This window comes from Pseudomonas sp., assembly GCF_017744435.1.
In the GTDB taxonomy this organism is placed as follows: Bacteria; Pseudomonadota; Gammaproteobacteria; order Pseudomonadales; family Pseudomonadaceae; genus Aquipseudomonas.
This window is the reverse complement of sequence record NZ_JAGIBG010000001.1, coordinates 130,035-154,604: the sequence shown is the minus strand read 5'-3', so window position 1 is coordinate 154,604 and position 24,570 is coordinate 130,035. Positions and strand designations below refer to the sequence as shown.

At 64.0% G+C, this 24,570-nt stretch carries 28 protein-coding genes; 13 read left to right on the top strand and 15 right to left on the bottom strand.

The window, feature by feature from the left end; all coding sequences use genetic code 11:
- Window positions 1-7: 7 nt before the first annotated feature.
- Window positions 8-901 carry a LysR family transcriptional regulator gene (locus J7573_RS00725; RefSeq protein ID WP_294323734.1) on the top strand — a complete coding sequence of 298 codons (894 nt, stop codon included), beginning with the start codon at window positions 8-10 and terminating at the stop codon, window positions 899-901.
- Here the strand turns inward: J7573_RS00725 and J7573_RS00720 are convergent.
- Window positions 890-1,531: a cupin domain-containing protein gene (locus J7573_RS00720; RefSeq protein WP_294323732.1), complete on the bottom strand. Its 642-nt coding sequence runs from the start codon at window positions 1,529-1,531 to the stop codon at window positions 890-892. The two genes, J7573_RS00725 and J7573_RS00720, sit on opposite strands and share 12 nt — an antisense overlap.
- A 224-nt stretch (window positions 1,532-1,755) precedes the next feature.
- Between J7573_RS00720 and J7573_RS00715 the strand changes: the two genes are divergently transcribed.
- A complete protein-coding gene (locus J7573_RS00715; protein ID WP_294323729.1) occupies window positions 1,756-2,646 on the top strand; it encodes a DMT family transporter in 891 nt (296 codons plus the stop codon).
- On the opposite strand, the gene J7573_RS00710 is transcribed toward J7573_RS00715, so the two are convergent.
- The 6 genes from J7573_RS00710 to J7573_RS00685 all read right to left on the bottom strand — a co-directional run bounded on the left by J7573_RS00710 (window position 2,621) and on the right by J7573_RS00685 (window position 6,700).
- The gene (locus J7573_RS00710; protein ID WP_294323727.1) at window positions 2,621-3,376 is read right to left on the bottom strand and encodes an SDR family NAD(P)-dependent oxidoreductase; all 756 of its coding nucleotides are present in this window, start codon (window positions 3,374-3,376) and stop codon (window positions 2,621-2,623) included. The two genes, J7573_RS00715 and J7573_RS00710, sit on opposite strands and share 26 nt — an antisense overlap.
- Before the next feature lie 14 nt (window positions 3,377-3,390).
- Window positions 3,391-4,161 (bottom strand): SDR family oxidoreductase, encoded by a 771-nt coding sequence (locus tag J7573_RS00705; protein WP_294323725.1) that lies wholly within the window; start codon window positions 4,159-4,161, stop codon window positions 3,391-3,393.
- Between the two features lie 20 nt (window positions 4,162-4,181).
- On the bottom strand, window positions 4,182-5,006 hold the full coding sequence (locus J7573_RS00700) for a transporter substrate-binding domain-containing protein (RefSeq protein ID WP_294323722.1): 825 nt from the start codon (window positions 5,004-5,006) through the stop codon (window positions 4,182-4,184).
- Window positions 5,007-5,161: 155 nt separating this feature from the next.
- Window positions 5,162-5,881: a TorF family putative porin gene (locus tag J7573_RS00695; protein WP_294323720.1), complete on the bottom strand. Its 720-nt coding sequence runs from the start codon at window positions 5,879-5,881 to the stop codon at window positions 5,162-5,164.
- A gap of 105 nt (window positions 5,882-5,986) precedes the next feature.
- Window positions 5,987-6,370 (bottom strand): VOC family protein, encoded by a 384-nt coding sequence (locus tag J7573_RS00690; protein WP_294323718.1) that lies wholly within the window; start codon window positions 6,368-6,370, stop codon window positions 5,987-5,989.
- A gap of 78 nt (window positions 6,371-6,448) precedes the next feature.
- Window positions 6,449-6,700: a hypothetical protein gene (locus tag J7573_RS00685; protein WP_294323712.1), complete on the bottom strand. Its 252-nt coding sequence runs from the start codon at window positions 6,698-6,700 to the stop codon at window positions 6,449-6,451.
- A gap of 295 nt (window positions 6,701-6,995) precedes the next feature.
- On the opposite strand from J7573_RS00685, the gene J7573_RS00680 reads away from it, so the two are divergent.
- Both J7573_RS00680 and J7573_RS00675 read left to right on the top strand, forming a co-directional pair.
- A complete protein-coding gene (locus J7573_RS00680; protein ID WP_294323710.1) occupies window positions 6,996-7,208 on the top strand; it encodes a hypothetical protein in 213 nt (70 codons plus the stop codon).
- A 26-nt stretch (window positions 7,209-7,234) separates the two neighbouring features.
- Window positions 7,235-7,876 carry a VIT1/CCC1 transporter family protein gene (locus J7573_RS00675; RefSeq protein ID WP_294323707.1) on the top strand — a complete coding sequence of 214 codons (642 nt, stop codon included), beginning with the start codon at window positions 7,235-7,237 and terminating at the stop codon, window positions 7,874-7,876.
- Window positions 7,877-7,884: 8 nt separating this feature from the next.
- Here the strand turns inward: J7573_RS00675 and J7573_RS00670 are convergent, their stop codons facing one another.
- Window positions 7,885-8,142 (bottom strand): hypothetical protein, encoded by a 258-nt coding sequence (locus tag J7573_RS00670; protein ID WP_261940391.1) that lies wholly within the window; start codon window positions 8,140-8,142, stop codon window positions 7,885-7,887.
- A 240-nt stretch (window positions 8,143-8,382) separates the two neighbouring features.
- Between J7573_RS00670 and J7573_RS00665 the strand changes: the two genes are divergently transcribed.
- From J7573_RS00665 to J7573_RS00630, 8 genes are all read left to right on the top strand, one after another.
- A complete protein-coding gene (locus J7573_RS00665) occupies window positions 8,383-9,858 on the top strand; it encodes a DUF3300 domain-containing protein (protein WP_294323692.1) in 1,476 nt (491 codons plus the stop codon).
- Complete coding sequence (locus tag J7573_RS00660) at window positions 9,855-10,751, top strand: DUF2950 domain-containing protein (protein WP_294323688.1); 897 nt, start codon at window positions 9,855-9,857, stop codon at window positions 10,749-10,751. The genes J7573_RS00665 and J7573_RS00660 overlap by 4 nt, the downstream gene beginning before the upstream one ends.
- A 48-nt stretch (window positions 10,752-10,799) precedes the next feature.
- Window positions 10,800-12,041, top strand: a complete 1,242-nt coding sequence (gene codA / locus J7573_RS00655; protein WP_294323686.1) for a cytosine deaminase — start codon at window positions 10,800-10,802, stop codon at window positions 12,039-12,041.
- A gap of 90 nt (window positions 12,042-12,131) precedes the next feature.
- Window positions 12,132-12,545: an alternative ribosome rescue aminoacyl-tRNA hydrolase ArfB gene (gene arfB / locus J7573_RS00650; protein WP_294323683.1), complete on the top strand. Its 414-nt coding sequence runs from the start codon at window positions 12,132-12,134 to the stop codon at window positions 12,543-12,545.
- A gap of 98 nt (window positions 12,546-12,643) precedes the next feature.
- A complete protein-coding gene (locus J7573_RS00645) occupies window positions 12,644-13,408 on the top strand; it encodes a hypothetical protein (protein WP_294323681.1) in 765 nt (254 codons plus the stop codon).
- Window positions 13,409-13,424: 16 nt separating this feature from the next.
- Window positions 13,425-13,835 (top strand): hypothetical protein, encoded by a 411-nt coding sequence (locus J7573_RS00640; protein WP_294323678.1) that lies wholly within the window; start codon window positions 13,425-13,427, stop codon window positions 13,833-13,835.
- Window positions 13,836-13,902: 67 nt separating this feature from the next.
- Window positions 13,903-14,568 carry a response regulator gene (locus tag J7573_RS00635; RefSeq protein WP_294323676.1) on the top strand — a complete coding sequence of 222 codons (666 nt, stop codon included), beginning with the start codon at window positions 13,903-13,905 and terminating at the stop codon, window positions 14,566-14,568.
- Entirely contained in the window at window positions 14,544-15,896 is a 1,353-nt protein-coding gene (locus J7573_RS00630) for a HAMP domain-containing sensor histidine kinase (RefSeq protein ID WP_294323675.1), read from the top strand. The genes J7573_RS00635 and J7573_RS00630 overlap by 25 nt, the downstream gene beginning before the upstream one ends.
- Before the next feature lie 75 nt (window positions 15,897-15,971).
- On the opposite strand, the gene J7573_RS00625 is transcribed toward J7573_RS00630, so the two are convergent.
- From J7573_RS00625 to J7573_RS00595, 7 genes are all read right to left on the bottom strand, one after another.
- Window positions 15,972-16,826, bottom strand: coding sequence for a LysR family transcriptional regulator (locus J7573_RS00625; protein WP_294323672.1), 855 nt, complete (start codon window positions 16,824-16,826; stop codon window positions 15,972-15,974).
- A gap of 178 nt (window positions 16,827-17,004) precedes the next feature.
- Entirely contained in the window at window positions 17,005-17,940 is a 936-nt protein-coding gene (dsdC, locus tag J7573_RS00620; RefSeq protein WP_294323669.1) for a DNA-binding transcriptional regulator DsdC, read from the bottom strand.
- Between the two features lie 34 nt (window positions 17,941-17,974).
- Window positions 17,975-19,324, bottom strand: coding sequence for a D-serine ammonia-lyase (locus J7573_RS00615; protein ID WP_294323667.1), 1,350 nt, complete (start codon window positions 19,322-19,324; stop codon window positions 17,975-17,977).
- Between the two features lie 34 nt (window positions 19,325-19,358).
- The gene (locus tag J7573_RS00610) at window positions 19,359-20,702 is read right to left on the bottom strand and encodes a gluconate:H+ symporter (protein WP_294323662.1); all 1,344 of its coding nucleotides are present in this window, start codon (window positions 20,700-20,702) and stop codon (window positions 19,359-19,361) included.
- Between the two features lie 325 nt (window positions 20,703-21,027).
- Entirely contained in the window at window positions 21,028-21,669 is a 642-nt protein-coding gene (locus J7573_RS00605; RefSeq protein WP_294323659.1) for a 3-oxoacid CoA-transferase subunit B, read from the bottom strand.
- Between the two features lie 8 nt (window positions 21,670-21,677).
- Window positions 21,678-22,373, bottom strand: coding sequence for a 3-oxoacid CoA-transferase subunit A (locus tag J7573_RS00600; protein ID WP_294323657.1), 696 nt, complete (start codon window positions 22,371-22,373; stop codon window positions 21,678-21,680).
- 201 nt (window positions 22,374-22,574) lie between these two features.
- Window positions 22,575-23,489, bottom strand: a complete 915-nt coding sequence (locus J7573_RS00595) for a LysR family transcriptional regulator (RefSeq protein ID WP_103446977.1) — start codon at window positions 23,487-23,489, stop codon at window positions 22,575-22,577.
- A 102-nt stretch (window positions 23,490-23,591) separates the two neighbouring features.
- On the opposite strand from J7573_RS00595, the gene J7573_RS00590 reads away from it, so the two are divergent.
- Window positions 23,592-24,560 (top strand): ABC transporter substrate-binding protein, encoded by a 969-nt coding sequence (locus J7573_RS00590; RefSeq protein ID WP_294323654.1) that lies wholly within the window; start codon window positions 23,592-23,594, stop codon window positions 24,558-24,560.
- The last annotated feature ends 10 nt before the right edge of the window (window positions 24,561-24,570 follow it).

The following is a 24,570-nucleotide window of genomic DNA, read 5'->3' as shown; positions in this document are numbered from 1 at the left end:
CCTCCCCATGCATTTCGACCTGGCAGACCTGCGGCTTTTCATCCATATCGGCGAATCGCCGAGCCTGACCCAGGGTGCGCGCCGGGCGTTCCTTTCGCCGGCCGCCGCCAGCGCGCGGATCAAGGCCCTCGAAGCCCAGCTCGACACGCGCCTGCTGTACCGCGACAGCCGCGGCGTCGAACTGACCCCGGCGGGGCATAAACTGCTCATGCATGCCCGCCTGATCATGCGCCAGGTCGACTACCTGAAAGCCGAGTTCACCCAGTTCGGCACCGACCTGGCCGGGCATATCCGCATCTTCGCCAACACCACTGCCGTCACCGAGTTCCTGCCCGAAGTGCTGGCCGGCTTCATGGCCAAGCGCCCCGGGGTGACCGTCGACCTGCAGGAGCGCCTGTCGCGGGATATCGTGCGCGGCGTGCTCGACGGCAGCAGCGACATGGGCATCATCGCAGGGCCCGTGGAGGCCAGCGGCTTGCAGGTGATGCACTTCAGCACCGACCGCCTGGTGCTGATCGTGCCGGCCAGCCATGAACTGGCAGGGCGCAAGACGGTGACCTTGAAACAGACCTTGGACTTCCAGCATATCGGCCTGCACGACGGCAGCACCTTGCTGAGCTTCCTGCGGGACCATGTCGAGCGCATGGGCCTGAACCTGTCGCTGCGTATCCAGCTGTCGAGCTTCGAGGCGATCTGCCGGCTGGTGGAGGCGGGGGTGGGCATCGGCATCATCCCCGAGTCGGCAGCGCTGCGGCACAGCCAGACCATGGAACTGGTGACCATCAGCCTGGATGAACCCTGGGCGGTGCGCGAGCGGAGCATCCTGGTGCGGGAGCTGGATGCGCTGCCGGGGACGGTGCGGGCGTTGATTGCGACGTTGATGCCGGTATCAGAGACCTAGAGAGGGCGGTGCGTCCTTGAGCCACAAGCGTGCGCCATTCGGCCCGGCACAGGCCTGCATGTCTGTGCCCGTTGGTAGGCGCATCCAGCTCAGCGAATGAAGGCTGAACTCCGTGCCGTGCAGGCTGCCTTGCAGAAGCAGGCATTCAAGGCCACGGGGATTTTCCAGATGGATAGGGGCGCCGGGCTGCAGGTGCTTGAGATACACCTGTTCATGAGCGTTCGAGAACAGTACCTGGTCGCCCTTAACCGATAACGTGGCAACCAGTTGCTGATCATCTTCAGGGTGAAACTGCTGCAGGCGGACGAAGATCGTGCAGCCTTCGCTCGACTTCGGCGCGTGAGCGCTACCCGGCGGGTTGCGTACATAGCTGCCAACCGGATAACGGCCGCGCTCATCCTCGAACACGCCTTCCAGCACCACGAATTCTTCGCCGCCCGGGTGCTGGTGGGCGCTGAAGTGGCTGCCGGGGGCATAGCGCACCAGGCTGGTGGCGCGGGCCTTCTCGCCGCCGATGCGAAACAGCGGGCGGCGTTCGACACCAGGCAGCGGGCTGGCCAGCCAGGGCAGGTCGGCACCGTGCATGATGGCGGGCAGGGTCAGGTCGGCGTTCAGGCGGTCTGGGAGCATGGCGTTTTTCCTGGCATCGATGGTTGGCTGTAGCGGCTCTTTCGCGGGCAAGCCCGCTCCCACAGGATTCCACAGCGTTCGAATCTTGCGCAGTACCTGTGGGAGCGGGCGTGCCCGCGAAAGGGCCAGTACAGGCACCCATCTATGATCCGGTGTTGTGGGATCTCGATAAAGGCTTTAAAACACCCACAAACAAGAAATTCCATCTCAGAGGTGACCACACCATGAGTGCCCGCACTACCGCCATCGCCGGTCAAGGCAACAAATCCTGGCTCTGGCCAGCGCTGTTCAGCCTGGTGGCTTTCGCCGCCAACTCGATTTTCTGCCGCCTGGCCCTGCGCGATGGGGCGATCGATGCCGAGTCGTTCACCGTGGTGCGCCTGGCCAGCGGGGCGGCGTTTCTGCTCCTGCTGATTCGCCTGCGCAAGCCGGGTATGGCCCTGGGGGGTAGCTGGAAGGGCGGGCTGGCGTTGTACCTCTATGCCTACCTGTTTTCCGTGGCCTACCTGCAGCTGGGGGCCGGCGTCGGTGCCCTGGTGCTGTTCGGTGCCGTGCAGATCACCATGTTCGCCGTCGCCTGGCTCAGGGGCGAGCGCCTCAGCGCACGTACCTTGCTGGGCATGCTGATCGCGTTCGCTGGCCTGGTCTTGCTGCTGTTGCCCGGTGCAGAAGCGCCCCCGCTGCTCAGTGCCCTGGTGATGGCGGCATCCGGCGTGGCCTGGGGCGCTTATTCGCTGCTGGGTAAAGGTTCGCCCAATCCGCTGGCCGACACCGCCGGCAATTTCGTCCGCAGTCTGCCGCTGCTGTTGGTGCTGGGCGTGGTCATGCTGGCACTGGCGCGCACCCATGTCAGCCCGGCAGGGTTGCTGTACGCCCTGGCCTCGGGTGTGCTGGCCTCCGGTGCGGGCTATGCGGTGTGGTACGGGGTGGTGAAGCAGGTCAGTGCCCAGCAGGCGGCGACGATGCAGCTCAGTGTGCCGGTCATCGCCGCGCTGGGCGGGGTGGTGCTGATCGGCGAGCCGATGTCGCTGCGCCTGCTGCTCGCCTCGCTGGTGGTGCTCGGTGGCGTGGCACTGGCGCTGCTGCCGGTCAGCCCACGGCCTGCGCCCCGGTGATCTCCACCAGCGAACCGCACATGAATGCGGCTTCGTCCGAGGCCAGGAACGCCACCAGTGCGGCCACTTCTTCAGGCTTGCCGATGCGCCCGAACGGCACCATCCGGTCCAGGTCGGCGATGGTCTTGCCGGCGCGACGCACGCCGGCTTCGAGCATCGGGGTATGGATCTCGCCAGGGCATACGGCATTCACCCGGATGTTGTGCGGCGCATAATCGCGCGCCAGGTTCTGGGTGAAGGACGCGACCGCAGCCTTGGTCACGTTGTAGGCGATATGCCCCGGCGCCGGGTACAGCCCCCACTGCGATGCGGTGTTGACGATGGCGCCGGCACCGGCTTCGATCATGATCGGCAGCACCGCCCGGCACAGGTGGAACATGGCGTCGAGGTTGATCGCAAAGCTGCTGTGCCAGTCATCTTCGCTCAGTGCGAGCAAGTTGCCGCGCCGGTTGACCCCGGCATTGTTGACCAGGATATCGATACGCCCCAGGCGCTCTGCCACGTCCGCCACCAGTGCCCGGCAGGCATCGCCCTGGGCAATGTCCGCGGCAATCGCCAGGGCCTTGCCGCCTTCCTCCTGGATGCCTTCGGCCACGGCTTGCGCCGCCTGCAGGTTGACGTCGCTGATCACCACCGTCGCACCTTCGCTGGCCAGGCGCATGGCGATGGCCGAGCCAATGCCGCCGGCCGCGCCGGTGACGATGGCCACTTTGTTCTCGAACCTGTGCATGGTCGTCTCCTGATTCATCGGATGTAGCTGCCGCCATTCACGTCCAGGGTCGCGCCGTTGAGCGAGGCCTGGGACGGGCGCAAGGTGAAGGCCACCAGCTCGGCAATTTCCGCCGGGCTGGCCATGCGGCCGGTGGGAATATCGGCCACGGCCGCCGCCTCGCCGTGCTGGGCGATGAACTGTTCGGCCATGTCGGTGCGGACCCAGCCCGGGGCGATGGCCACCGCCACCACGCCGTCAGCGGCCACGCTGCGGGCCAGCGACTTGGTCAGGTTGACCAGCGCCGCCTTGCTGGCGCCATAGGGCAGGGCGTCGACGGCGTAGCCGCGCTGGGCGGCGCGGCTGGCCATGTTGATGATCCGCCCGCCGCCGTGCTTGCGGTAATGCTGCACCGCTTCGCGGCACAGGTCGGCGGCCGCGAAAAGGTTCACCTGGAACTCCCGGCGCCAGGCGGCGTGCCAGGCATCGGCAGGGGCGTCGAGGGCCACTTCGGTACGGATGCCAGCATTGTTGACCAGCCCGTGGATGCGCCCGCCGGCCAGTTCCACTGCGGCCTGCCACAACCGGGCAGGGCCGTTGTCGCGCGACAGGTCGGCCTGAACGATCCAGCCATTGCCGCCTATGCGTGCCAGCAGCGCCTCGGCGCCCTGGCTGTCGCGGCCATAGTGGATCAGCGGACGGGCGCCTTCGTCGGCCAGGCGCTCGACAATCGCCGCGCCGATGCCGCCAGAGCCGCCGGTCACCAGCACATGCTGGCCAGCCAGTGGGCGTGAGTAGTCAGTCATCTGTGTTCACCTTGCGTGGGTCATTGAGCGGCGTTGGCCTGGATCGATGCCTTGTCCACCAGCTGGTCGATATCGCCGCTGTCACGGCGCTGGCGCAGGTAAATGTTCAGCGCTTCGAGGTCGGCCGGGGAGATGTCGCGGCGCACGCCGAAGGCCACACCCTGCTTGGCCAAGGCTGGCTTGGGCAGGATCTCGCGGGCCCAGCCGGGGTTGGCCAGGGCGAACAGGTGATTGGTGTCGCTGGCGTCGACCAGCACGTCGGCACGCTTGGACATCACCGCCAGGCGGGTTTCGTCCATGCCGGGCAGGCGCATGATCTTCGCCGTGTGCACGGCAGCGGAAATGGCCTTGTCCTGGGCGGTGCCGGACATCACCGCGAAGGTCACATCGGGCTTGTCCAGGGTGCTGATGTCGGCCTTGGCTTCAGCGACCTTGGGGTTTTCCTGGTTGACCAGCAGTGACACCTGGTAGTCGGTGGCGGCCACGCTGAAACCCACCGCCAGTGCACGCTCCGGCGTCTGGTTCAGGGCCATGGCCAGGTCCCACTTGCCGCTCTGCAGGCCGGCGACCAGGTTGTCCCAGTTGGTGTCGACGAACTGCACCTTGACCTTGAGGACCTTCTCGCCAAAGTCGCGGCACAGGTCGACGAAGTAGCCGCTGTAGTCGCCCGAGCGGGCATCGCGCATCACGTAGGGCGCCGCGACGGCGGCACCGCAGCGTAGTACACCGGCCTTCTGCACGTCTTGCCAGACGCTGGTTTCACCGGCCTGGGCGAGCGCACTGGCGCACAGGCTGGCGGCGACGAGGAGGCTTTTCAGGGAATGGAACGGGCGCTGAAGCATCATTTGACCTCACTGTTTTCGTTGTTTTTGGCAGGAAGGTGCAACATGTAGTGGTGCATGCTCATATGTGTGCAGAGCTGCATGCAAGTTAGTCCGACAGCAAAAAACTGTCAACAGGCCCGAGAGACTCGGGCCGGACAAAGGTGTTTCAGGCGGGGTCAGAAGAAGCTGCGCTGGGCCTTGAGGGTGACCATGCTTTCGCAGTAGGTGTTGATGCCGGCATAGGCGTCGCAGCCGCTGCCGCTGAGGTCGGAGTTGCTGTAGATCAGGTTGAGGTCGATGCCCAGCCATGGCCGCGACAGCTCCAGCGACCAGTCGGAAAACCCGTTGATCTGGCTGCCGTCGCCAATGGTGAAGGGGGTGCCCAGGCGGTGGTGCGCGAGCTTGACGGTCAGGTCGGCATCGAGCAACGGCAACTGGCCGAAGTCGGCGAACAGCGTGCCGGTGCGGTTGCCCGGGTTGTCGCGCCAGGCGCCGCCGAAACGGCTGCCCAGTACCGAGACGCCGCCGTACAGGGCAAAGCTGTCGGCGCCGGCGATATTCGGCTGGCTGTAGTGGATCAGGCCCACTTCATAACCCAGGGTGCTGTCGAAGTGGTGCTTGTAGCCGGTGTAGCTGTCCAGGCGCAGGGTCGAGTCGGGCGTCACACCCATGCTCGGCGCGTACTGGCCGAGGTACCAACCGCTGGGGTGGCTGAGGTCGAGGCCGCCGTGGAAGGCGCCCACCGCACTCGGCGAGATCAGCCCCTGGGCCATGCTGCGCGAGGGCGTGGTGCCGAGCTTGAAGTCGAAAGCGCCCAGTTGGCGCTGGATCTGTTGCGCGTGCAGTGCCGGGCTCGCGAGGAGGGCCACCGTCAGCAACAGAAGGGGCCTGGTCATGGTCACCGTCCTGGAAGGCTTGCGCTTGAGCGGTCGAGGATACCTGCGTTGGCTGCCAGGAGGCTACCGCGGGTGGCCATTACTCGACCATTGGTCAAGGGCAGTTCATGCCCTGACTGGTTCGGCGATTTCGATCAGGTTCAGGTCAGGGTCACGTACGTACACCGAGCGGATCGGGCCGGTGGCGCCAGTGCGTGCAACGGGACCCTCGATGATTGGCCATTGTACCTTCTGCAGGTGAGCGATCACCTGTTCCAGGCTGACCTTGCTGATGAAGCACAGATCCAGGGCACCGGGTACCGGCAGATGCGCCTTGGGCTCGAACTCATGTCCACGTACATGGATGTTGATTTTCTGGTTGCCGTAGCGCAGTGCCAGGCGGTTATTGCCGAAGGTTTCCAGGTGCATGCCTAGCACGCGTGTGTAGAAATCGGTGCAGGCTTCGACATCGGTGGTGGTGAGGACCAGGTGGTCCAGGCGATCGATCATTGGCCAGCCTCGGTGACAGGGACTGAAGGCGATCAGTCCGGCCTGGGCCATGATAGTGCGCTGATCCGGTCTTTCAACTCAGCCTTTGATCGCAGGCTGTGCCTCGGCGACATCAGTGACCGCCCGCTGGCTCGCGGAACGCTCGATGACGCGTTTGCGCAGTTCGTACTCGTCCAGTGACAGGCTCTGGCGCTGGATGGACTCGAGTTGCAGCTGGCGGGTTTCCTCGGCGGTGTAGGGGCGCAGTTCAGGGTGGCTGGCGCAACCGGTGAGCACGGCGATGGCGGTGGCGGTGAGGGCAGCGAGCAGCAGGCGGGCCGTGGTGTTCATCGGGGGAAGCTCCAGGATTCGGCTGTTTGGAATCGATGGAGTCAGGTTATTGATTGCTGGCGATGGATTGAAATTGGTGTTGTCGATAGTGACTATCGAGGCTTCTGCAAGTTGTCAGTCAATGGCATCTTCCACAGGTTTTTTTCAGCTGCTGGCGCCTGCGCCATCGCGCTAGGTAGATGCAAAGTGAATGTAAAAAGACGGCTGATAATGATTGGTTAGTTGAGCACCTGCACAGGTGCGCTACGCTGGAAAAACATTGCCGTGGCGCTTTACCTGGCAGCAGGAGCGCAACATGAACTTCCAGATCGAACAGGCCAGCGTACAGGGACGGCCACGCTGGCGGGTGCATGCCTGTGGCATGACCTTTACCTTTCCCACTCAGGAGTCGGCGCACAACTTTGCCAGCAAACTGGCGGAGCGGGTCGACGCGCCTCATCCATTGCCAGCCGAAACACTGAAGTACTGGGATGCGCAACAGGCTCGTATGAAACAAGGCATCCGTTAGTTCAGAGCAACCCAGAAGGGCCGCGTATGAGTGGACGTGCACTGGAACCCATCGATCGCATCACCGAAGTGATGTTCGGCCTGTTGATGGCCACCACCTTCACCGGCTCGCTGAGCGTGGCCACGGCCGGCCGGGAAGACGCCCGCCTGATGCTGATTGCGGCCTTTGGCTGCAACCTCGCCTGGGGCCTGGCCGATGCTGTGATCTACCTGTTGCGCACCTGGACCGAACGGACCCGCAGCCGTACCTTGCTGGCCCGCTTGCTCGCCGATGAGAAAGGGCAGGAAGGGCGTCAGCTGATTGCCGATGCATTGCCGGCGCGCATCGGCGAGGTGGTGGACGAGAATGGGCTTGAGCTGCTCAGGGTCCATCTGCTGCGCAACGGCCAGCAACCGATGCCGGCGCGGCTAGGCCTGCAGGACTTCAAGGCGGCCCTGGCGACCTTTCTGCTGGTGGTGCTGGCAACGTTCCCGCTGGTCATCCCGTTCCTGCTGATCGCGCATACCGGCACTGCCATTCGCGTGTCGAACCTGGTCGCCCTGGCCATGCTGTTTCTCGCCGGCTGGCTGCTGGCGCGCTACTCCGGGGGGCGCGGAGTGCTCACGGGGGTGATCATGTCGCTGGTCGGGGTTGCGCTGATCCTGGCCATTATCGCCCTGGGCGGCTGAGGCAGGCGTCAGTACTTGATGTCCCTGGCGCGTTCGCGACCTTGCTGTTTGGTGTGGCGTTTGTCCTGGCGGCAACCGGCGTTGCTCTTCTGGTCGGCGTGGCGGCAGTCCTGTTTGGTCTGACGCGCACCCTGGCGAGTTTCCTGGCGTACTTCACGTGCTTGCTGGCGCCGTTCGGCGCGGTCGGTAACGGCTGCCCAACCCTGTAACGTCGTGGCGCACAACAACACCGCCACACAAAAACGACAGGCTCTTGAAGTTGCCATGATCGGGCCTCCTGCAGGGGTGGGTTGAATACCGCGAAGCGCTCAGGGCATGTTAAGTACAGTTCCGATTCGATAGGCGATTTAGATTTAAAGGCAGTAAGCCTAGTTGCCATTAGTGCGTTGAAATCCAATACACAAAAGTGGTCGAAAGTGGCGCCTTTGCTACCCTTACCGCACGGCAAAGACTGCCCGGTTTGCAATCCACTCTTTTCACGCGGTATGGCCAGATGGGGAACTGCGATGCGCATGCAATGGTTATGCGTCTTGTCGGTCGTGTTGTGCCTTGACGGTGCCGCCAGCCTGGCGCTGGCCGAGGACGTGCCGGCACCCGACCCGGCGCCTGCCGAAGCCAAGCAGGCGGTGTTCAACCAGGAGCAGCTTGACCAGATGCTCGCGCCGATTGCCTTGTATCCCGATCCGCTGCTGGCCCAGGTGCTGATGGCCTCGACCTACCCGGGCGAGGTGACCGAGGCGGTAGCCTGGTCCAAGGCCAACCCCAAGGCCCAGGGCGATGACGCGGTCAAGCAGGTGGCCAACCAGACCTGGGACCCGAGCGTGCAGTCGCTGGTGGCGTTCCCGCAGGTGCTGGTGGTGCTCGGCCAGGACCCGGTCTGGGTGCAGCGGCTGGGGGATGCCTTCCTGGCGCAGCCCGATGACGTCATGGCCGGCGTACAGCGCTTGCGCCATCAAGCCCAGGCAGCCGGCAACCTGACCAGCAACCAGTACCAGAACGTCACGGTGCAGGTCGCACCCGCAGCAGCTGCGGCCCCAGCCAGCTCCGGCAGTTCGCAGAGCGCGCCTGCCAGCAGTTCCTCGCCCAGCACCATCATCATTCAACCGGCTGACCCGCAGGTGGTGTACGTACCCACCTACAACCCGACCACCACCTACGGCACCTGGGCCTATCCGGCCTCGCCGCCGGTGTATTACCCGCCGTCGCCGATGTACTACGCGGGTACCGCGCTGATGGCCGGGCTGGCATTTGGTGCTGGCGTGGCGATCATCGATTCGGTGTGGGGCGATTGCGACTGGAACAACGGCGATGTCGATATCGACGTCAATCGTTACAACAACATCAATGGCAACAATCGCATCACCAACAACCAGAACAAGTGGCAGCACAACCCCGCACACCGCGATGGCGTGCCGTACCGCGACAACCGCAGCCGCCAGCAGTACGGCCGCCAGCTCGACGGGGCCAACCAGCGTGCTGCGTTCCGCGGCGATGATGCCCAGCGAGCCCAGGCCCGTGATCGCGCCCGCAGCTCGATGGACCGTGCGGGTATCGAGCGCCCGGCTACCAGCAACCGCGAAGCCCGCGACAGCGCACGCCAGGCCCGCGCCGAAGGCGGCGTGGGCAACCGCATGCAAGGCGCCAACAACAACGCGCGCCCTGCAGATCGTCGCGCCGAACCGCGCACTACCCGTGACAACACCCGCGACAACCAGCAGGCGCGTAACCAGGTCAACCAGCGCCGCCAGGGTGAAGGCCAGGCCCGTCAGGCCGCGCAGAACCGCCCGAGCAACACGGCAGGCCGGGCCCGCAACAATGCCTTCGACGGTGTACGTTCACCGTCGCGTACCACGGCACAGGCCAACCGCGGTCGTACCAGCCAGTCGTTCGCCCAGCGGCCCAACGCCTCGCGCGCAGCGGGGCATCAGATATCCCGGCCCAGCGCCCCGGCGCGTCGCGGTGGTGGAGGTGGCCGTCGATGAACACCCAGTCAACTATTGCCGCGTTGCTGATCGGCCTGGGCATGGCCTGGACTAACCTGGCCGCAGCGCAGGAAGCATTCCCGACCCCGGAGAAGGCAGTCGAATCGTTCGTCCAGGCGCTGGGCGTCGAGCACGCCGACGAAGCGCGCCTGACCCAGCTGCTGGGTGAAGACTGGCGCACCTACATCCCGCGTGAAGGCGTGCAGCGCAGTGACGTCGATGCCTTCCTGGAGCAGTACAAGGCCCAGCATCAGATCGACAAGCAGGGCGACAACAAGGCCATCCTGGCCGTGGGCCCCGATCACTGGACCTTGCCCATCCCCTTGACCAAGGCTACCAACGGCTGGCGCTTCGACCTCAAGGCCGGTAGCGCCGAAATCCGCGCACGGCGCATCGGCCGCAACGAACTGGCCGCCTTGCAGTCGGTGCTCGCCTATCACGACGCGCAGATGGACTACGCCTCGAAGGACCGCAATGGCAACGGCGCGCTGGAATATGCCCAGCAGATCTTCAGCACCCCCGGCAAGCATGACGGCCTGTTCTGGGCGGACGAAGAGGGCGGCGAGATCAGCCCGCTGGGGCCGCTGTTTGGCAAGGACGTGGTGGGTGACGCCTGGTACGGCTACCACTTCCGCATCCTCGATGGCCAAGGCCCGTCGGCACCGGGTGGTGCCTACAGCTACCTGATCGGCAACCAGATGAGCCGCGGCTTCGCCCTGGTCGCCTGGCCTGCGAAGTACGACGACACCGGGGTGATGACGTTCATGATCAGCCACGACGGGCAGGTGTTCGAAAAGGACCTGGGGCCGCAGGGCGACAAGATTGCCAAGGCCATGAAGCGCTTCGACCCGGATGACAGCTGGAAAGAGGTAGACGTCAATGCCGGCGAATGATGGCGGCTCCGTTTCACCCGCGGTAGGCTGGAGAAAAGGAGTAACGCCATGAACATCATCAACGCCCGCCTGCGTGGCAAGAACGGCCTGTTCCGCATCGAGCTGGACGGCGAGCGCATCGCCGCCATCGCACCACAGGCCGACCCGGCCGCGCCGGCCAGCCCGAATGACCTGGACGCCCGGCAGAACCTGGTGGTGGCGCCCTTCGTCGAGCCGCACATCCACCTCGACGCCACCCTCACTGCCGGTGAGCCGAAGTGGAACATGAGCGGTACCTTGTTCGAAGGCATCGAACGCTGGGCCGAGCGCAAGGCAATCACCACCCACGACGACATCAAGACCCGCGCCAAGAAGACCATCGGCATGCTGGTGGACCATGGCATCCAGCATGTGCGCACCCATGTCGACGTCACCGACCCCAAGCTCACCGCGCTTAAGGCCATGGTCGAGGTGCGCGGGGAAGTACGCCATCTGCTCGACTTGCAGATCGTTGCCTTCCCCCAGGAGGGCATCGAGTCGTACGCCAATGGCCGGGCGCTGATGACCGAAGCGGTGGCCATGGGCGCCGATGTGGTCGGTGGCATTCCGCATTTCGAGAACACCCGCGACCAGGGCGTGTCGTCGATCAAGTTCCTCATGGACCTGGCCGAACGTACCGGCTGCCTGGTGGACGTACATTGCGATGAAACCGACGACCCACAGTCGCGTTTCCTCGAAGTGCTGGCCGAAGAGGCACGGGTGCGCGGGATGGGCGCGCGGGTGACCGCCAGCCATACCACGGCCATGGGCTCGTACGACAATGCCTACTGCTCCAAGCTGTTCCGCCTGTTGAAGATGTCGGGTATCAACTTCGTCTCGTGCCCCACCGAAAGCATCCACCTGCAAGGGCGCTTCGACAGCTACCCCAAGCGCCGCGGGCTGACGCGTGTGGCCGAAATCGACCGCGCCGGGATGAACGTGTGCTTCGGCCAGGACTCCATCGTCGACCCGTGGTATCCGCTGGGCAACGGCAACATCCTGCGCATACTCGAAGCCGGGCTGCACATCTGCCACATGCTTGGCTACGAAGACCTGCAACGCAGCCTGGACCTGATCACCGACAACAGCGCCCGCACCCTCAACCTTGGCGAGCGATATGGCATCGAGGTCGGACGGCCGGCCAACCTGCTGTTGCTATCGGCGCCGGATGACTACCAGATGGTCCGCAGCCAGGGCCATGCGCTGGTGTCCGTGCGCAACGGCAAGGTGCTGATGCACCGCACGCCAGCGCAGGTCGAGCGCTTTGCCTGACAGCTACGCGAGCGGCAAGCAAACACGCATTGGTGAAATACACGAGCGGCGAAGCCTGTGATAATGGAGGGCAATCACAAGGGCCATGCCATGCTGACCATCTCCAATAACGTGCATCTGCCCGATGCCGAAATCGAACTGAGCTATATTCGCGCGCAGGGCGCCGGTGGGCAGAATGTCAACAAGGTGTCCAGCGCCGTGCACCTGCGCTTCGACATTCCCGCGTCGTCGCTGCCTGCGTTCTACAAGGAGCGGCTGCTGGCGCTGCGCGACAGTCGCATCACCGGCGACGGCGTGTTGATCATCAAGGCCCAGCAGTACCGCACCCAGGAGCAGAACCGCGCTGACGCACTGGCGCGTCTGGCCGAGTTGATCATCACGGCCGGCAAGACCGAGAAGAAGCGCCGCCCCACCAAACCGACCCTCGGCTCGAAGACCCGCCGCCTCGAAGGCAAGGCCAGGCGCAGCACGGTCAAGGCGGGTCGGGGCAAGGTGGATTTCTAGACATTCCAAGCCTGCCCGCAGGCCCCTCAGGCTCACCTAAGTTTTCATCCGTAACCTCCGCTGCACACACCCTGAAGGGACTGTAGGAGGTACACCCGATGAACACTGCCAGCAGCGGTTGGCTCAACAAGGTCCCGGAAGTGACGCTGTCCTTCTGGATCATCAAGATCATGTCCACCACGGTCGGCGAGACCTTCGCCGACTTTCTCGCCGTCGACGTCGGCTGGGGCCTTGCCATCACCAGTGCGGTAATGGCCGTGCTGCTGGCTGGCGCCTTGACCCTGCAAATGCGCAAGCGCAACTGCGAACCCTGGATCTACTGGCTGTGCGTGGTGCTGGTGAGCATCCTGGGCACGCAGATCACCGACATCCTCACCGACGAACTGGACATCAGCCTGTACGCCAGCACGGCGTTCTTCTCGGTGCTGCTGGTGGCCAACTTCGGCATCTGGTACGCGGTCGAACGCAACCTGTCCATTCGCGAGATCGTCAGCGCCCGGCGTGAAGGCTTCTACTGGGCCACCGTGCTGTGCACCTTCGCCCTGGGTACTGCGGGGGGGGACCTGGCAACCGAAGCGCTGGGGCTGGGCTTCGGTGTCGGCAGCGTCATCTTCGCCGCGCTGATCGGGGTCTGCCTGCTCGCCTGGGCCCTGGGTGCCAGCACGGTCCTGGTGTTCTGGGTGGCTTACATCCTGACACGCCCGCTGGGGGCTTCCCTGGGTGACCTGCTGACCCAATCCCACGAATACGGCGGCCTCGGCATGGGGGCCACGTGGACCAGTGCGATCTTCCTGTGCGTCATTTTCATCCTGGTTTGCGTGGCCCAGTTCGCCGCCGGCCAAGCCAAACGAATTACTCCTTGATAGCGAGGTAGCACCCATGACTTCCAACACTCTGCTCAAAACGCTGGCCGTTGCCTGTGTCGCTGGCGCACTGCTGGTCACCCAAGGCTGTTCCAAACCGGATGAGCCGGCCCAGGCCGCAGGCATCCATGCCCCGACCAAGCTGGGTGACCTCAGCGCATTCCGCAGCATTGCCGTGGATGTCGCCGCCAAGGTGGATGCCCAGGACCTGCCAGGCGCCAAGACGCGTATCAAGGACCTGGAAAAGACCTGGGACGACGCCGAGGCCGGGATCAAGCCGCGTGCCGCCAGCGACTGGCACGTGCTGGACAAGGCGATCGACCACGCTCTGGATGCGCTGCGAGCCAGCCAGCCACAACAAGGCCAGTGCAAGGCGGCGATGACCGACCTGCTGAAAGCGTTCGACACGTTGCAGGGGCAGGGCTGAAGATAGCCTGTCGGCCGCCGGCCGGTCGCGCTATTGTTGGCGCCACAGGTTTACAGCGGGGTAGCCCATGCGGGTATTACTGGTCGAGGATGACGGCATGATCGCCCAGGCGCTGCAGGACGCCCTGGGCGCGGCGGGGTACGCCGTGGACTGGGTCGACAATGGCCTGGTGGCCGAAGCCGCCTTGCGCACGCAACATTACGACCAGGTGCTGCTCGACCTGGGTTTGCCCGGTCAGGACGGCCTGCAGTTGCTGCAGGCGTTGCGTGCAGCCGACAACCCGGTGCCGCTGCTGATCATCACCGCACGCTCGGGGCTGGATGACCGGGTGTGCGGGCTGGATGGCGGGGCGGACGACTTTCTGCAAAAGCCTTTCGAGATGGCTGAGTTGCTCGCCCGGATGCGCGCGGTCATGCGCCGCAAGGGCGGGCGCGCAGCGCCTGAACTGGGCAATGGAACGTTGAGCCTGGACCCGGTCAGCAAATGCGCACGTATTCTGGATCAGCAACCCGTGCAGCTTTCCAATCGCGAGTTTGCCTTGCTCCAGGCGTTGCTGGTGCGCCCTGGCGCGATCCTCTCGCGCAGTGAACTGGAAGACCGGATCTACGGCTGGGGCAACGAGGTTGAAAGCAACGCCGTGGAGTTCATCATCCATGCGCTGCGCCGCAAGCTGGGCAAGGACGTGATTCGCAACATCAGGGGGCTGGGATGGATGGTCTCAAAAGACGCCTGAAGCAGTCGCTGCAACTGCGCCTGTCGGTGGCGCTGTCGGTCGCGATCCTGCTGGTGGCGACCGTGAGCGGCACATTCAGCTATTTCACCGCCTACGATGAAGCGCTCGACCTGCAAGACAACAGCCTGCACCAGGTGGCTGCGTTGTACATGCGCCAAGGCCTGGCGTTCCGCTACCCTGACACCGCGCACGCCGCGTCCGCAGACGATGAAGAAACCCGTATCGTCATCCAGTACCTGGCCGATGGCCTGTCGGTCAGCCACGCCGATGACAGCCAGTTGCCATTGCCCATACCGGGCTCGGTGGCGGACGGCCTGTCGACGGTGGTGGTGGGCAACGAGCCTTTTCGCGTGCTGGTCAGGACTGACGCAGCTGGCAGGCGCTTTGCCGTGGCGCAGGAGATCCACAGCCGCAACCGCGATGCGCGCAACAGCGCCTGGCGTGCGCTGCTGCCCTTTGCAATCCTTTTCCCCATCCTGTTGTTGGTGGTGGCCAACCTGATCCGTGAGCTGTTCAGGCCGGTATCGACCTTGGCGGCCATGCTCGACACCCGCGACGACCAGGACTTGCGCCCGATCGACGAGCACATGCTGGCCACCGAGATTCGCCCGTTCGTCCAGGCGATCAACCGGCTGCTCGGGCGCGTATCGCGGACCCTCGACGCCCAGAAGCGCTTTGTCGCCGATGCGGCGCATGAGTTGCGAACCCCGCTGACTGCACTCTCGTTGCAGGCCGAAGGGCTTGAGCATGAGGCCGTGTCAGAACGTGCACAGGCGCAGATGGCAATGCTGCGACGCGGTATCGGCAGGAGCCGCAAGCTGATCGAGCAGTTGCTGGCCTTGGCCAGCGCGCAACTTGCAGAGCCGCCGCCAGGCTCGGTGTCATTGCATGAAACCTGCCGCCTGGTGCTGGAAGACCTGATGCCGCTGGCGGAGCAGAAGCAGCTCGATATCGGCCTGGAAGGTGATGATGCGCAGCTGCCGATGCAGGAAGTCGAACTGCGGACCGTGATCAAGAACCTGGTCGAGAACGCCATCCGCCACGCGCCGGAGGGCGGGCATGTAGACCTGCAAGCAACACAGAGTGTCGAAGGGATCATGCTGTGTGTGCTTGATGACGGCCCTGGTATTTCTCCGCAAGACTGGGAGCGTGTATTCGATCCTTTCTATCGGGGCAATGAAAAGGTCGGTGAAGGTTCCGGCCTGGGGCTGTCAATCGTGCGTACCATCGTCCAGCGCTCTGGCGGGGAGGTGACAGTGGGTTACGCTGATGACGCAAAGCGCTTGGGCTGGCGCGTGTGCTTGCGCTGGCGGGCAGCTGTCGTTTGAGCCATGCAGGGGTGGGTATTGAGGGCTGACCTGTTGGCGTTACCACGGCCTGGGCGCTTCAGATATCCCGCTCGCTCAGCGCCCCAGCAACTGCCCCACCAGCCACTGCCCGGCGGGCCCCAGCGCCCGCTGGCGTGACCAGGCCACATCCATGGCCACCCGCCGCGGGTAACCGGCCATGGGCAACTCCACCAGGCCACTGCCGAAGCGCGCCACCAGCGCCTTGGGCAGCTCGGCCCAGCCGAAGCCGCGCACGGCGAACTCCAGCAAGGTCAGGTAGTCCGGCGCCGACCAGGCCTGGCCGTGGCCATGGGGCAGGCTCGGGGCGTAGGTCTTGATGTACAGCTGGCGTTCGTTTTCCAGGTGCTGCGGTTGCAACGCCGGCAGCTTCGCCAGCGGGTGTTCGCTGCTGACATAGAGGCAGAACTCCGCCTGCTCGGGCAGCCGCGCCACGCTGACATCCGCGGGGTAACGGCCCTGCGCGGCGAGAATGCCGATGTGCGCCAGACCTTGCTGCACCAGGTCGATCACGTCGGCATCTTCGGAGGGGCCGCAACGCAGCTCGGTGTGCGGGTAGTGTTCGGCGAAGCGGCCCATCGCCGCGCCCTGGAAGGTGACGCTGTAGCTGTCGGACATCACCACTGACACCAGCGGTTCGACCTGGTCAGCCAGGCGCACGGCCAAGGCATCCAGTTTGGCGCTGGCATCGAGGATCGCCTCGACGTGGTTCAGCACCTGATGACCGGCCGCATTGAGCGTCGGGTGACGACCGGCACGGTCGAACAGCGGGCAACCGATGTCGGCCTCGAAGTTGGCGATGGCGATGCTGATGGTCGACTGGCTCTTGCGCAGCTTGCGTGCGGCAGCAGAGAACGAGCCGAGGGCGGCGGCTTCGACAAAGGCGACGAGGGCTTCGGGGGAGTAGCGCATGGGTATTGATTAAAGCAATGGAAAGTGAGCCCTGAGTATCGACTCCATCAAAGGGGCAAGCAAGCATGAACCGTGCTCGGTGCCCGCTCCCACAGGAACCGCGCATTTTCTGAGTTCTGCGCTGTACATGTGGGAGCGGGCAAGCCCGCGAAGGGCCGCAAAGCGGCCCCAATTTGCTTCAGCTAGCAGCGCACTCGATAAGCCAGTCGATCAATACCTGCAACCTTTTGGGCATCGGGTCGTGATGGGGGTAGACCAGGAAGTAGCCGTAGCTGGACGCATCCACAAAGTCGCCGAACGGCAGAACCAGCTCACCTTGTGCAATACGCTCCCTGACCAGTTGTTCCCGGCCGATGGCAATGCCGGTGTGATTCAGCGCAGCGAGCGTGCAAAGGTCTGAACGATCGAATGTGAGAAACCGGCGCGGGAGTCTGATGCCGGCACCTGTGCTGTTGGCCCAGAGCTGCCATTCTGCATCGAATGCGGCGTTGTCCCAGGCCGCAACGTCATGCAACGCGGTGCACTGTTCCACTTGTCGCAGGTCACCTGCCAATGCATGGGTCTCTGCGTACCTGGGCGAGCACACCGGGGCGATCCGTTCGTTCATCAAGTGGATGCTCTGCAACCCGGGGTGATGCCCGTCCGAGTAACAGAGGACCAGGTCGATCTTCCGTGTGCGGTAATCGATGCTCTCGTTACCGACCCTGATATCCAGCTGGATATCAGGGTAGCGGGCGGTGAACTGTGCCAGCCGCGGCACCAGCCAGCACTGTGCTACGGACGGGCGTACATACAAGGTCAGCTGGCCGGCGATCTCGGCGTGGGCGCGCGCCTGCACGGCCTCGCCGAGTTCGTCCATGGTCCGCTGCATCACGCTGAACAGCCGCTCGCCGTCTTCGGTGAGGCTGACCTTGCGCGGCATGCGGTGAAACAGCTTGAACCCCAGCTCCTCTTCCAGACGGTTGATGCGATGGCTTACGGCACTGGCGGTCAGGCACAGCTCATCGGCTGCGCGCGAGAAGCTCAGGTGCCGTGCGGCCACCAGGAAAACATGCAGGCTGCCCAGGTGCGAGCCGTTGAGTTTGACGGTGGTACCGCTGCCGGGTCTGTTCATTGACCAATCCTTCTGCGCAGTGCATCGACTGCTGTTACACCCTAGCCGGGAGGCTTCGTCCTTTTGCCAGGTAGGCGTTGAACTCATCGTCCGGCACCATGCTGCCACCCGTTCCCCAGACCAGGTGGGTAGCCTGCTGCAGCTGGGCCGGGGAGAGGCCCAGGCGAGCCAGATAGTCGCTCGCCTGCAACACCCGAACCATGCCGGGTACGCCGGCCAGCGCAGAGGGTTCCAGCTTGACCTTGTCCTGTTCGAAGGCAATCACCATCAGACGGTACAGTTCTTCATCGGTTACCGTGTAGTAGCCATCGATCAGCCGCTGCATGGCTTTGCCGACGAACCCGGACGGTCGCCCGACCGCCAGGCCGTCGGCGGCGGTGATGTTGTCGATGCCGAAGTCTTGCACGCTGGTTTCATCGTGCAGGCCGGTGTACACCCCCAGCAGCATGCAGGGCGAGTGGGTGGGCTCGGCGAACACGCAGTGCACGGCATCGCCGAATACCAGCTTCAAGCCGAAGGCGACGCCGCCAGGGCCGCCGCCAACACCGCAGGGCAGGTAGACGAACAGTGGGTGATCGGCATCCACCTTGATGCCGGCCTGGTCGAATTGCCGGGCCAGGCGTTCAGCGGCTACGGCGTAGCCCAGAAAGAGCTGTGGGGAGTTCTCGTCGTCAACGAAATAGCAGCTGGGATCGGACGCTGCCTGCTGGCGGCCTTGCTCGACGGCAACGCTGTAGTCCGAGGCGTGTTCAACGACCGTTACACCGTTGGCGCGCAGCTTGTCCTTTTTCCACTGCCTGGCGTCGGACGACATGTGCACGCTCACCTGGAAGCCCAGCTTCGCGCTCATGATGCCGATCGACAAGCCCAGGTTACCGGTCGAACCCACGGCGATCTTGTACTGGCTGAAGAACGCCCGCGCCTGCTCGCTGGCCAGTACCGCATAGTCATCGGCGGGCGTGATCAGGCCGGCGGCCAAGGCCAGGTCCTCAGCGTGCTTGAGCACCTCATGAATGCCACCCCGGGCCTTGATCGAGCCTGAAATGGGCAAGTCACTGTCGGCTTTCAGCCACAGGCTGCCCACATGCTGCAGTGAGCCTTCTTCGATCAGCTGCTGGCGAAGCTTCGGCAGTGGGGCGATGTGCGACTCGATAACCCCGCCGGTGGCGGCCGTTTCGGGGAACACGGTGGCGAGGTAGGGCGCGAACCGCTGCAGGCGCTCGCTTGTGGCTTGCACATCGGCAGCGGTCAGGCCCACGTCGCTCAACGCTTCTGACGCCTTGGCGATACCAGGGTTGAACCAGCTGGTTTCCTTCAGGGCGACCAGTTCGGCAATGATCGGGTGGCTTTGTTGCCAGGCTTGCAAGGTTTTTCCGTGGATCATGATTTCACCTGTAGCGCAGTCTTTGCACAGTAGATCAGACAATTTTCGAAAGCAGCAGGGTCAGGCACAAGGCAATCACCGAGGCCAGCACGGTCGCTGCGGTAAATTTCTTCAGCGCATCGCTCAGCGACAGGCCGAGGTATTCCTTCACCACCCAGAACGCCGAGTCGGTAATGTGCGTCCAGCCAATGGCCCCGGCACCGATGGCGATCACCAGGATTTCCCGGTTGTATTCGGGGTGTTGGCCAAGCATCGGCAGCACCATGCCGGCCGCGCTGATCATGGCCACCGTGGCCGAACCGACCGCAAAGTGCATGATCCCGGCGATCAGCCAGGCGAGGATGATCGGGTTGAGCTGGGTCTGGTTGAGCACGTCAGCCAGTGCCTTGCCGATGCCGCTGCCCACCAGCATGTCGTTGAAGGCGCCACCGGCACCGATGATCAGCAGAATGCCGGCCAGGGGCGGGAAGCAGCGTTGGGTCAGGTTGAGCAACTGCGCCATGTCGAGGCCGCGACGCAGGCCCAGCGCCCAGTAGGCGAACACCACCGACAGCGCCAGGGCGATCAGCGGGTTGCCAATGAAGGCCACCCATTCGTAGAGCGGGGTACCTTTGGCCAGCACGGTGACGGCCAGGGTCTTGCCGACCATGAGCAGCAGCGGCAGCAGCACTGTGGCGAGGGTGATGCCGAAGGCCGGCAGCGGTTGGTCGTCGGCCTGGGCCTCGCTACGTGCGGCTAGGAAGGCCTGTTGCGCTGGCGTCGCGCCACGTTTGCAGGCAAAGCGTACCCAGATCGGGCCGGCGATGATGGCGGTGGGCAGACCCACGATCAGGCCGTAGAGGATGACCGTGCCGATATCGGCATTGAGCATGCCGGTAATGGCCGTGGCAGCCGGGTGCGGCGGCAGGATGCAGTGCACCACCATCAGCGAGGTGGCCAGCGGCACGCCGAGGTACAGCATGCTGATGCGGGTTTGCCGGGCGACCACGTAGATCAGCGGAATCAGCAACACGAAGCCGACCTCGAAGAACACCGGGATGCCGGCGATGAAGCCCACCAGCATCATTGCCCATGATGCGTTGCGTTCGCCCAGCAGGTTCAGCAGCGTGGTGGCGATGCGTTTGGCCCCGCCCGATTCTTCCAGCAGTTTGCCGAGGATGCTGCCCAGGCCGATGATCCCGGCGAGAAAGCCGAGCGTGCTGCCCATGCCTTTTTCGAAAGCAGCCACCATGGCCGTAGGCGGCATGCCGGTGCCGATGCCGACCACCAGGCTTGCAGCCAGCAGGGCGAGGAAGGGGTGGACCTTGAGCTTGCTGATCATCACCACGATCAGGAGTATCGCGGTGCCCAGGACGATTAACGAGAACGTTGGAGTCATCTTGTAGTTATCTCTGTCGCTGATCGCTTCCGTGCGAGCTTCTTGTTGGTTTCCAACCATTAGATTTCAGCGATTTGATCGACTCAAACGATCACTTCTCAAGGCACAGGTGAGCTCATGTCACCCATGGCATCGAGTTGGCATTCGGGTTGTGCGCCAGACGAGGCACAAGGCGAGGGGTTGGATCGGGGGGGAGCAGAGGCGGGGCTTAGGGGCTATTCAGCGGTAGCGGCCTGGTGGCCGCTGGCGTCACCAGGTCGGACTGCTACAACGGGTCTTCGTTGTAGCAGCCCCTTCACCGGTAGGCGGACGGGGGTGCCACGGATCACTTGATCAGCGGCACACCACTGAGCTTTTGCAACTCATCGAAGTCGATATCAGCGCAGATCTCTACCACTTTCAGGCCATCGGTGGTCACTTCCAGCACGGCCAGGTCGGTGTAGATGCGGCTGACGCAACCGATGCCGGTCAGCGGGTAGGTGCACTCGGGCACCAGCTTGCTTTCGCCGGACTTGGTCAGGTGGTCCATCATCACGAACACCTGGCGGGCGCCAGTGGCCAGGTCCATCGCACCGCCCACGGCGGGGATCGAGCCTTCGGCGCCGGTGTGCCAGTTGGCCAGGTCGCCCTTGACCGAGACCTGGAAGGCGCCCAGCACGGCGATGTCCAGGTGGCCGCCACGCATCATCGAGAACGAGTCGGCGTGGTGGAAGAAGGCACCGCCGGTGAGCAAGGTCACGTGCTGCTTGCCGGCGTTGATCAGGTCATCGTCTTCCTCGCCCGGCGCCGGGCTTGGGCCCATGCCCAGCAGGCCGTTCTCGCTGTGCAGGAACACTTCCTTGTCGCCCAGGTAGTTGGCCACCAGGGTCGGGGCGCCGATGCCCAGGTTGACGTATGCGCCTTCCTGGATGTCCGCGGCCACGCGCTGGGCCATCTCGGTGCGGGAGAGCTTTTTGGTGATGGTCATGGCAGGCCTCAGACAGCGGTGGCGATCGAAGAAGCGGCAGCGCCGGAAACGGCGACCACGCGCTGGACGAAGATACCCGGGGTGATGATGTGTTCCGGGTCCAGTTCACCGAGCTCGACGATCTGGTCGACCTGGGCGATGGCGGTCTTGGCGGCCATGGCCATGATCGGGCCGAAGTTGCGCGCGGCCTTGCGGTACACCAGGTTGCCCCAACGGTCACCCTTGTGCGCCTTGATTAGCGCGAAGTCGGCGTGCAGCGGCATTTCCAGCACGTACTGGCGGCCGTCGATCTCACGGGTTTCCTTGCCTTCGGCCAGCAGGGTGCCGTAGCCGGTCGGCGAGAAGAATGCACCAATGCCGGAACCTGCAGCGCGGATACGCTCGGCCAGGTTGCCTTGCGGTACCACTTCCAGTTCGATCTTGCCGGCGCGGTACAGTTCGTCGAACACGTAGGAGTCAGACTGGCGCGGGAAGGAACAGATGACCTTGCGCACGCTGCCGGCCATCAGCAGAGCGGCCAGGCCGATCTCGCCGTTGCCGGCGTTGTTGCTGATGATGGTCAGGTCGCGGGCACCGGTGGCGATCAGGCCATCGATGAGTTCGGACGGCATCCCGGCGGTGCCGAAGCCACCGACCATGATGGTCGAACCGTCGGTAATCCCTTCCACCGCGCTGGCGATGGACTCAAACGTTTTATTGATCACAGCGAGCTCCTGGTTCTTCCTGGAGTATGGATTGTCGACCTGGCCGCGTGTTGACGCGGTGGGGCCATTCAGCGCGTTGGCGTTGTGTGCTGACTTGCCCCTAGCGTGCCGCAATACGGTGCAACAGTAGAGAGGGCGGAGAGGAATTTGTGCGATTACCGAACAATTGTGCGATTTCTGAGCGGCCCGGATGACGGGCGTTCACTCGGATGCAAACGACGGCCGTTCCGCGAACCAGGCCACCGCCAGCGCCTTGAACGCCTCGGCCGAAGGCGTCAGCGGATAGCGCTGGTCATGGGCCAGGACGATGCTGTGGGTGGGTAACTTCTCCTCGGTCGGCCGACAGACCAGCGCTTGCCCATCGTAGCTACGGTCACCAAAGGGCCGGGTGTAGATCAGCGCCACGCCAAAGCCATTGGCGACCAGGCTGCGCTGCAGTTCGAAGGTGCGCACACGGTGCACAACGGCGGGTGAAAGGTCGTAAAAGCTGAACAGGTCCAGCACATGCTGCCAGCTTTGCGCCTGATCGGTGACCACCAGGGTGTATTCGGCCAGCGCCTTGAGGCTGACACGTGGCTCCTTGGCCAACGGGTGATCGGCCGCCAGCAGTACCTGAGCGGTCAGCTGGCACAGCTCGGTGGTTTGCGTGTTCGGCGGCAAACCCAGGTCGTAGGTGATCGCCAACTCGATCGCCCCCTCACTGAGGCGCTTGCCTACATAATCGAAGCTGCCATCGCGCATGTCGACCGTGACCCTGGGGCAGGACTCCTGCATCCGCCGCACGATTTGCGGCAGGCAATAGGGCGCCAGGTCTTCAAAGCAGCCGACCACCAGTTCGCCGACGCACTCGCCGGCATTGGCGTGGATCTCGGCAAAGGTCTGAGCCTCTGCCAGCACGCGCCGGGCCTGGACCATGACGGTACGCCCGAACGGGGTCAGCGATATGCCCAGGCCCCGTTGGCGGATGAAAATCGCTTGCCCCAGCACCTCCTCCAGCTCGGTGATGGCGGCCGAGATGGACGGTTGCGAAACATGAAGTTCCATGGCGGCAGTGGTCAGGTTGCCGTGCTTGGCCGCTGCGAGCGCATAGCGAAGTTGTCGCAGAGTGAACTTCATAGCTTTTTCCGTTGTGATGCATCAGGACTTATTATTTTATCCTTTTTTTTTGTTGTGAAATATTTCTCCTGCGCAGTGATCATCATGTTTGGGAGCGTCACAATGACAATTACAAAGGCTCTGCTGACCACGACACTTTCTATCGGGCTGCTGGCGTCCGCTGGCGCCAGCCAGGCGGCCGGTTGGTGCGAGTCTGGCAAACCGGTGAAATTCGCCGGCTTGAACTGGGAAAGCGGGATGCTGCTCACGGATGTGATGCAGTTCGTGCTGAAAAATGGCTATGGCTGCGATACCGACAGCCTGCCGGGCAACTCCATTTCCATGGAAAACGCCCTGAGCAGCAACGATATCCAGGTGTTTGCCGAAGAGTGGGTAGGGCGCAGCGAGGTCTGGAACAAAGCTGAGGCCGCCGGCAAGGTCGTCGGCGTCGGCTCGCCGGTGGTTGGCGCGGTCGAGGGCTGGTATGTGCCGCGTTACGTGATCGAAGGCGATGCCAAGCGCAAACTTGAAGCCAAGGCACCGAACCTCAAGAACATCGCCGATCTGGGCCAATACGCCCAGGTGTTCAAGGACCCGGAGGAGCCGGACAAGGGCCGCTTCTACAACTGCCCGGCCGGCTGGACCTGCGAGCTGGACAACAGCGAAATGCTCAAGCGCTACGGCCTGGAAAACACCTACACCAACTTCCGCCCGGGCACCGGCCCGGCACTGGATGCCGCCGTGCTGTCGAGCTACAAGCGTGGCGAGCCGATCCTCTTCTACTACTGGTCGCCAACCCCGCTGATGGGCCAGGCCGACCTGGTCAAGCTGGACGAGAAACCCGGCGTGGACAAGTCCGTGACCATCAAGGTGGGGGTGTCGAAGACCTTCCACGAGCAGGCGCCGGAGCTGGTGGCGGTGCTGGAAAAGGTCAACCTGCCGATCGATCTGTTGAACCAGAACCTGGGGCGCATGAGCAAGGAGCGTATCGAGTCGCCGGAGCTGGCCAAGCTGTTCCTCAAGGAGCACCCCGAAGTCTGGCACAGCTGGGTCAGCGAAGACGCAGCCAAAAAGGTAGACGCGGCACTCTGAGGGTGTGAGC

Coding starts and splice junctions, on each gene's coding strand:
- J7573_RS00725 (WP_294323734.1), top strand. CDS start 8: ATGCATTTCGACCTGGCAGACCTGCGGCTTTTCATCCATATCGGCGAA.
- J7573_RS00720 (WP_294323732.1), bottom strand. CDS start 1,531: ATGCTCCCAGACCGCCTGAACGCCGACCTGACCCTGCCCGCCATCATG.
- J7573_RS00715 (WP_294323729.1), top strand. CDS start 1,756: ATGAGTGCCCGCACTACCGCCATCGCCGGTCAAGGCAACAAATCCTGG.
- J7573_RS00710 (WP_294323727.1), bottom strand. CDS start 3,376: ATGCACAGGTTCGAGAACAAAGTGGCCATCGTCACCGGCGCGGCCGGC.
- J7573_RS00705 (WP_294323725.1), bottom strand. CDS start 4,161: ATGACTGACTACTCACGCCCACTGGCTGGCCAGCATGTGCTGGTGACC.
- J7573_RS00700 (WP_294323722.1), bottom strand. CDS start 5,006: ATGATGCTTCAGCGCCCGTTCCATTCCCTGAAAAGCCTCCTCGTCGCC.
- J7573_RS00695 (WP_294323720.1), bottom strand. CDS start 5,881: ATGACCAGGCCCCTTCTGTTGCTGACGGTGGCCCTCCTCGCGAGCCCG.
- J7573_RS00690 (WP_294323718.1), bottom strand. CDS start 6,370: ATGATCGATCGCCTGGACCACCTGGTCCTCACCACCACCGATGTCGAA.
- J7573_RS00685 (WP_294323712.1), bottom strand. CDS start 6,700: ATGAACACCACGGCCCGCCTGCTGCTCGCTGCCCTCACCGCCACCGCC.
- J7573_RS00680 (WP_294323710.1), top strand. CDS start 6,996: ATGAACTTCCAGATCGAACAGGCCAGCGTACAGGGACGGCCACGCTGG.
- J7573_RS00675 (WP_294323707.1), top strand. CDS start 7,235: ATGAGTGGACGTGCACTGGAACCCATCGATCGCATCACCGAAGTGATG.
- J7573_RS00670 (WP_261940391.1), bottom strand. CDS start 8,142: ATGGCAACTTCAAGAGCCTGTCGTTTTTGTGTGGCGGTGTTGTTGTGC.
- J7573_RS00665 (WP_294323692.1), top strand. CDS start 8,383: ATGCGCATGCAATGGTTATGCGTCTTGTCGGTCGTGTTGTGCCTTGAC.
- J7573_RS00660 (WP_294323688.1), top strand. CDS start 9,855: ATGAACACCCAGTCAACTATTGCCGCGTTGCTGATCGGCCTGGGCATG.
- codA (WP_294323686.1), top strand. CDS start 10,800: ATGAACATCATCAACGCCCGCCTGCGTGGCAAGAACGGCCTGTTCCGC.
- arfB (WP_294323683.1), top strand. CDS start 12,132: ATGCTGACCATCTCCAATAACGTGCATCTGCCCGATGCCGAAATCGAA.
- J7573_RS00645 (WP_294323681.1), top strand. CDS start 12,644: ATGAACACTGCCAGCAGCGGTTGGCTCAACAAGGTCCCGGAAGTGACG.
- J7573_RS00640 (WP_294323678.1), top strand. CDS start 13,425: ATGACTTCCAACACTCTGCTCAAAACGCTGGCCGTTGCCTGTGTCGCT.
- J7573_RS00635 (WP_294323676.1), top strand. CDS start 13,903: ATGCGGGTATTACTGGTCGAGGATGACGGCATGATCGCCCAGGCGCTG.
- J7573_RS00630 (WP_294323675.1), top strand. CDS start 14,544: ATGGATGGTCTCAAAAGACGCCTGAAGCAGTCGCTGCAACTGCGCCTG.
- J7573_RS00625 (WP_294323672.1), bottom strand. CDS start 16,826: ATGCGCTACTCCCCCGAAGCCCTCGTCGCCTTTGTCGAAGCCGCCGCC.
- dsdC (WP_294323669.1), bottom strand. CDS start 17,940: ATGAACAGACCCGGCAGCGGTACCACCGTCAAACTCAACGGCTCGCAC.
- J7573_RS00615 (WP_294323667.1), bottom strand. CDS start 19,324: ATGATCCACGGAAAAACCTTGCAAGCCTGGCAACAAAGCCACCCGATC.
- J7573_RS00610 (WP_294323662.1), bottom strand. CDS start 20,702: ATGACTCCAACGTTCTCGTTAATCGTCCTGGGCACCGCGATACTCCTG.
- J7573_RS00605 (WP_294323659.1), bottom strand. CDS start 21,669: ATGACCATCACCAAAAAGCTCTCCCGCACCGAGATGGCCCAGCGCGTG.
- J7573_RS00595 (WP_103446977.1), bottom strand. CDS start 23,489: ATGAAGTTCACTCTGCGACAACTTCGCTATGCGCTCGCAGCGGCCAAG.
- J7573_RS00590 (WP_294323654.1), top strand. CDS start 23,592: ATGACAATTACAAAGGCTCTGCTGACCACGACACTTTCTATCGGGCTG.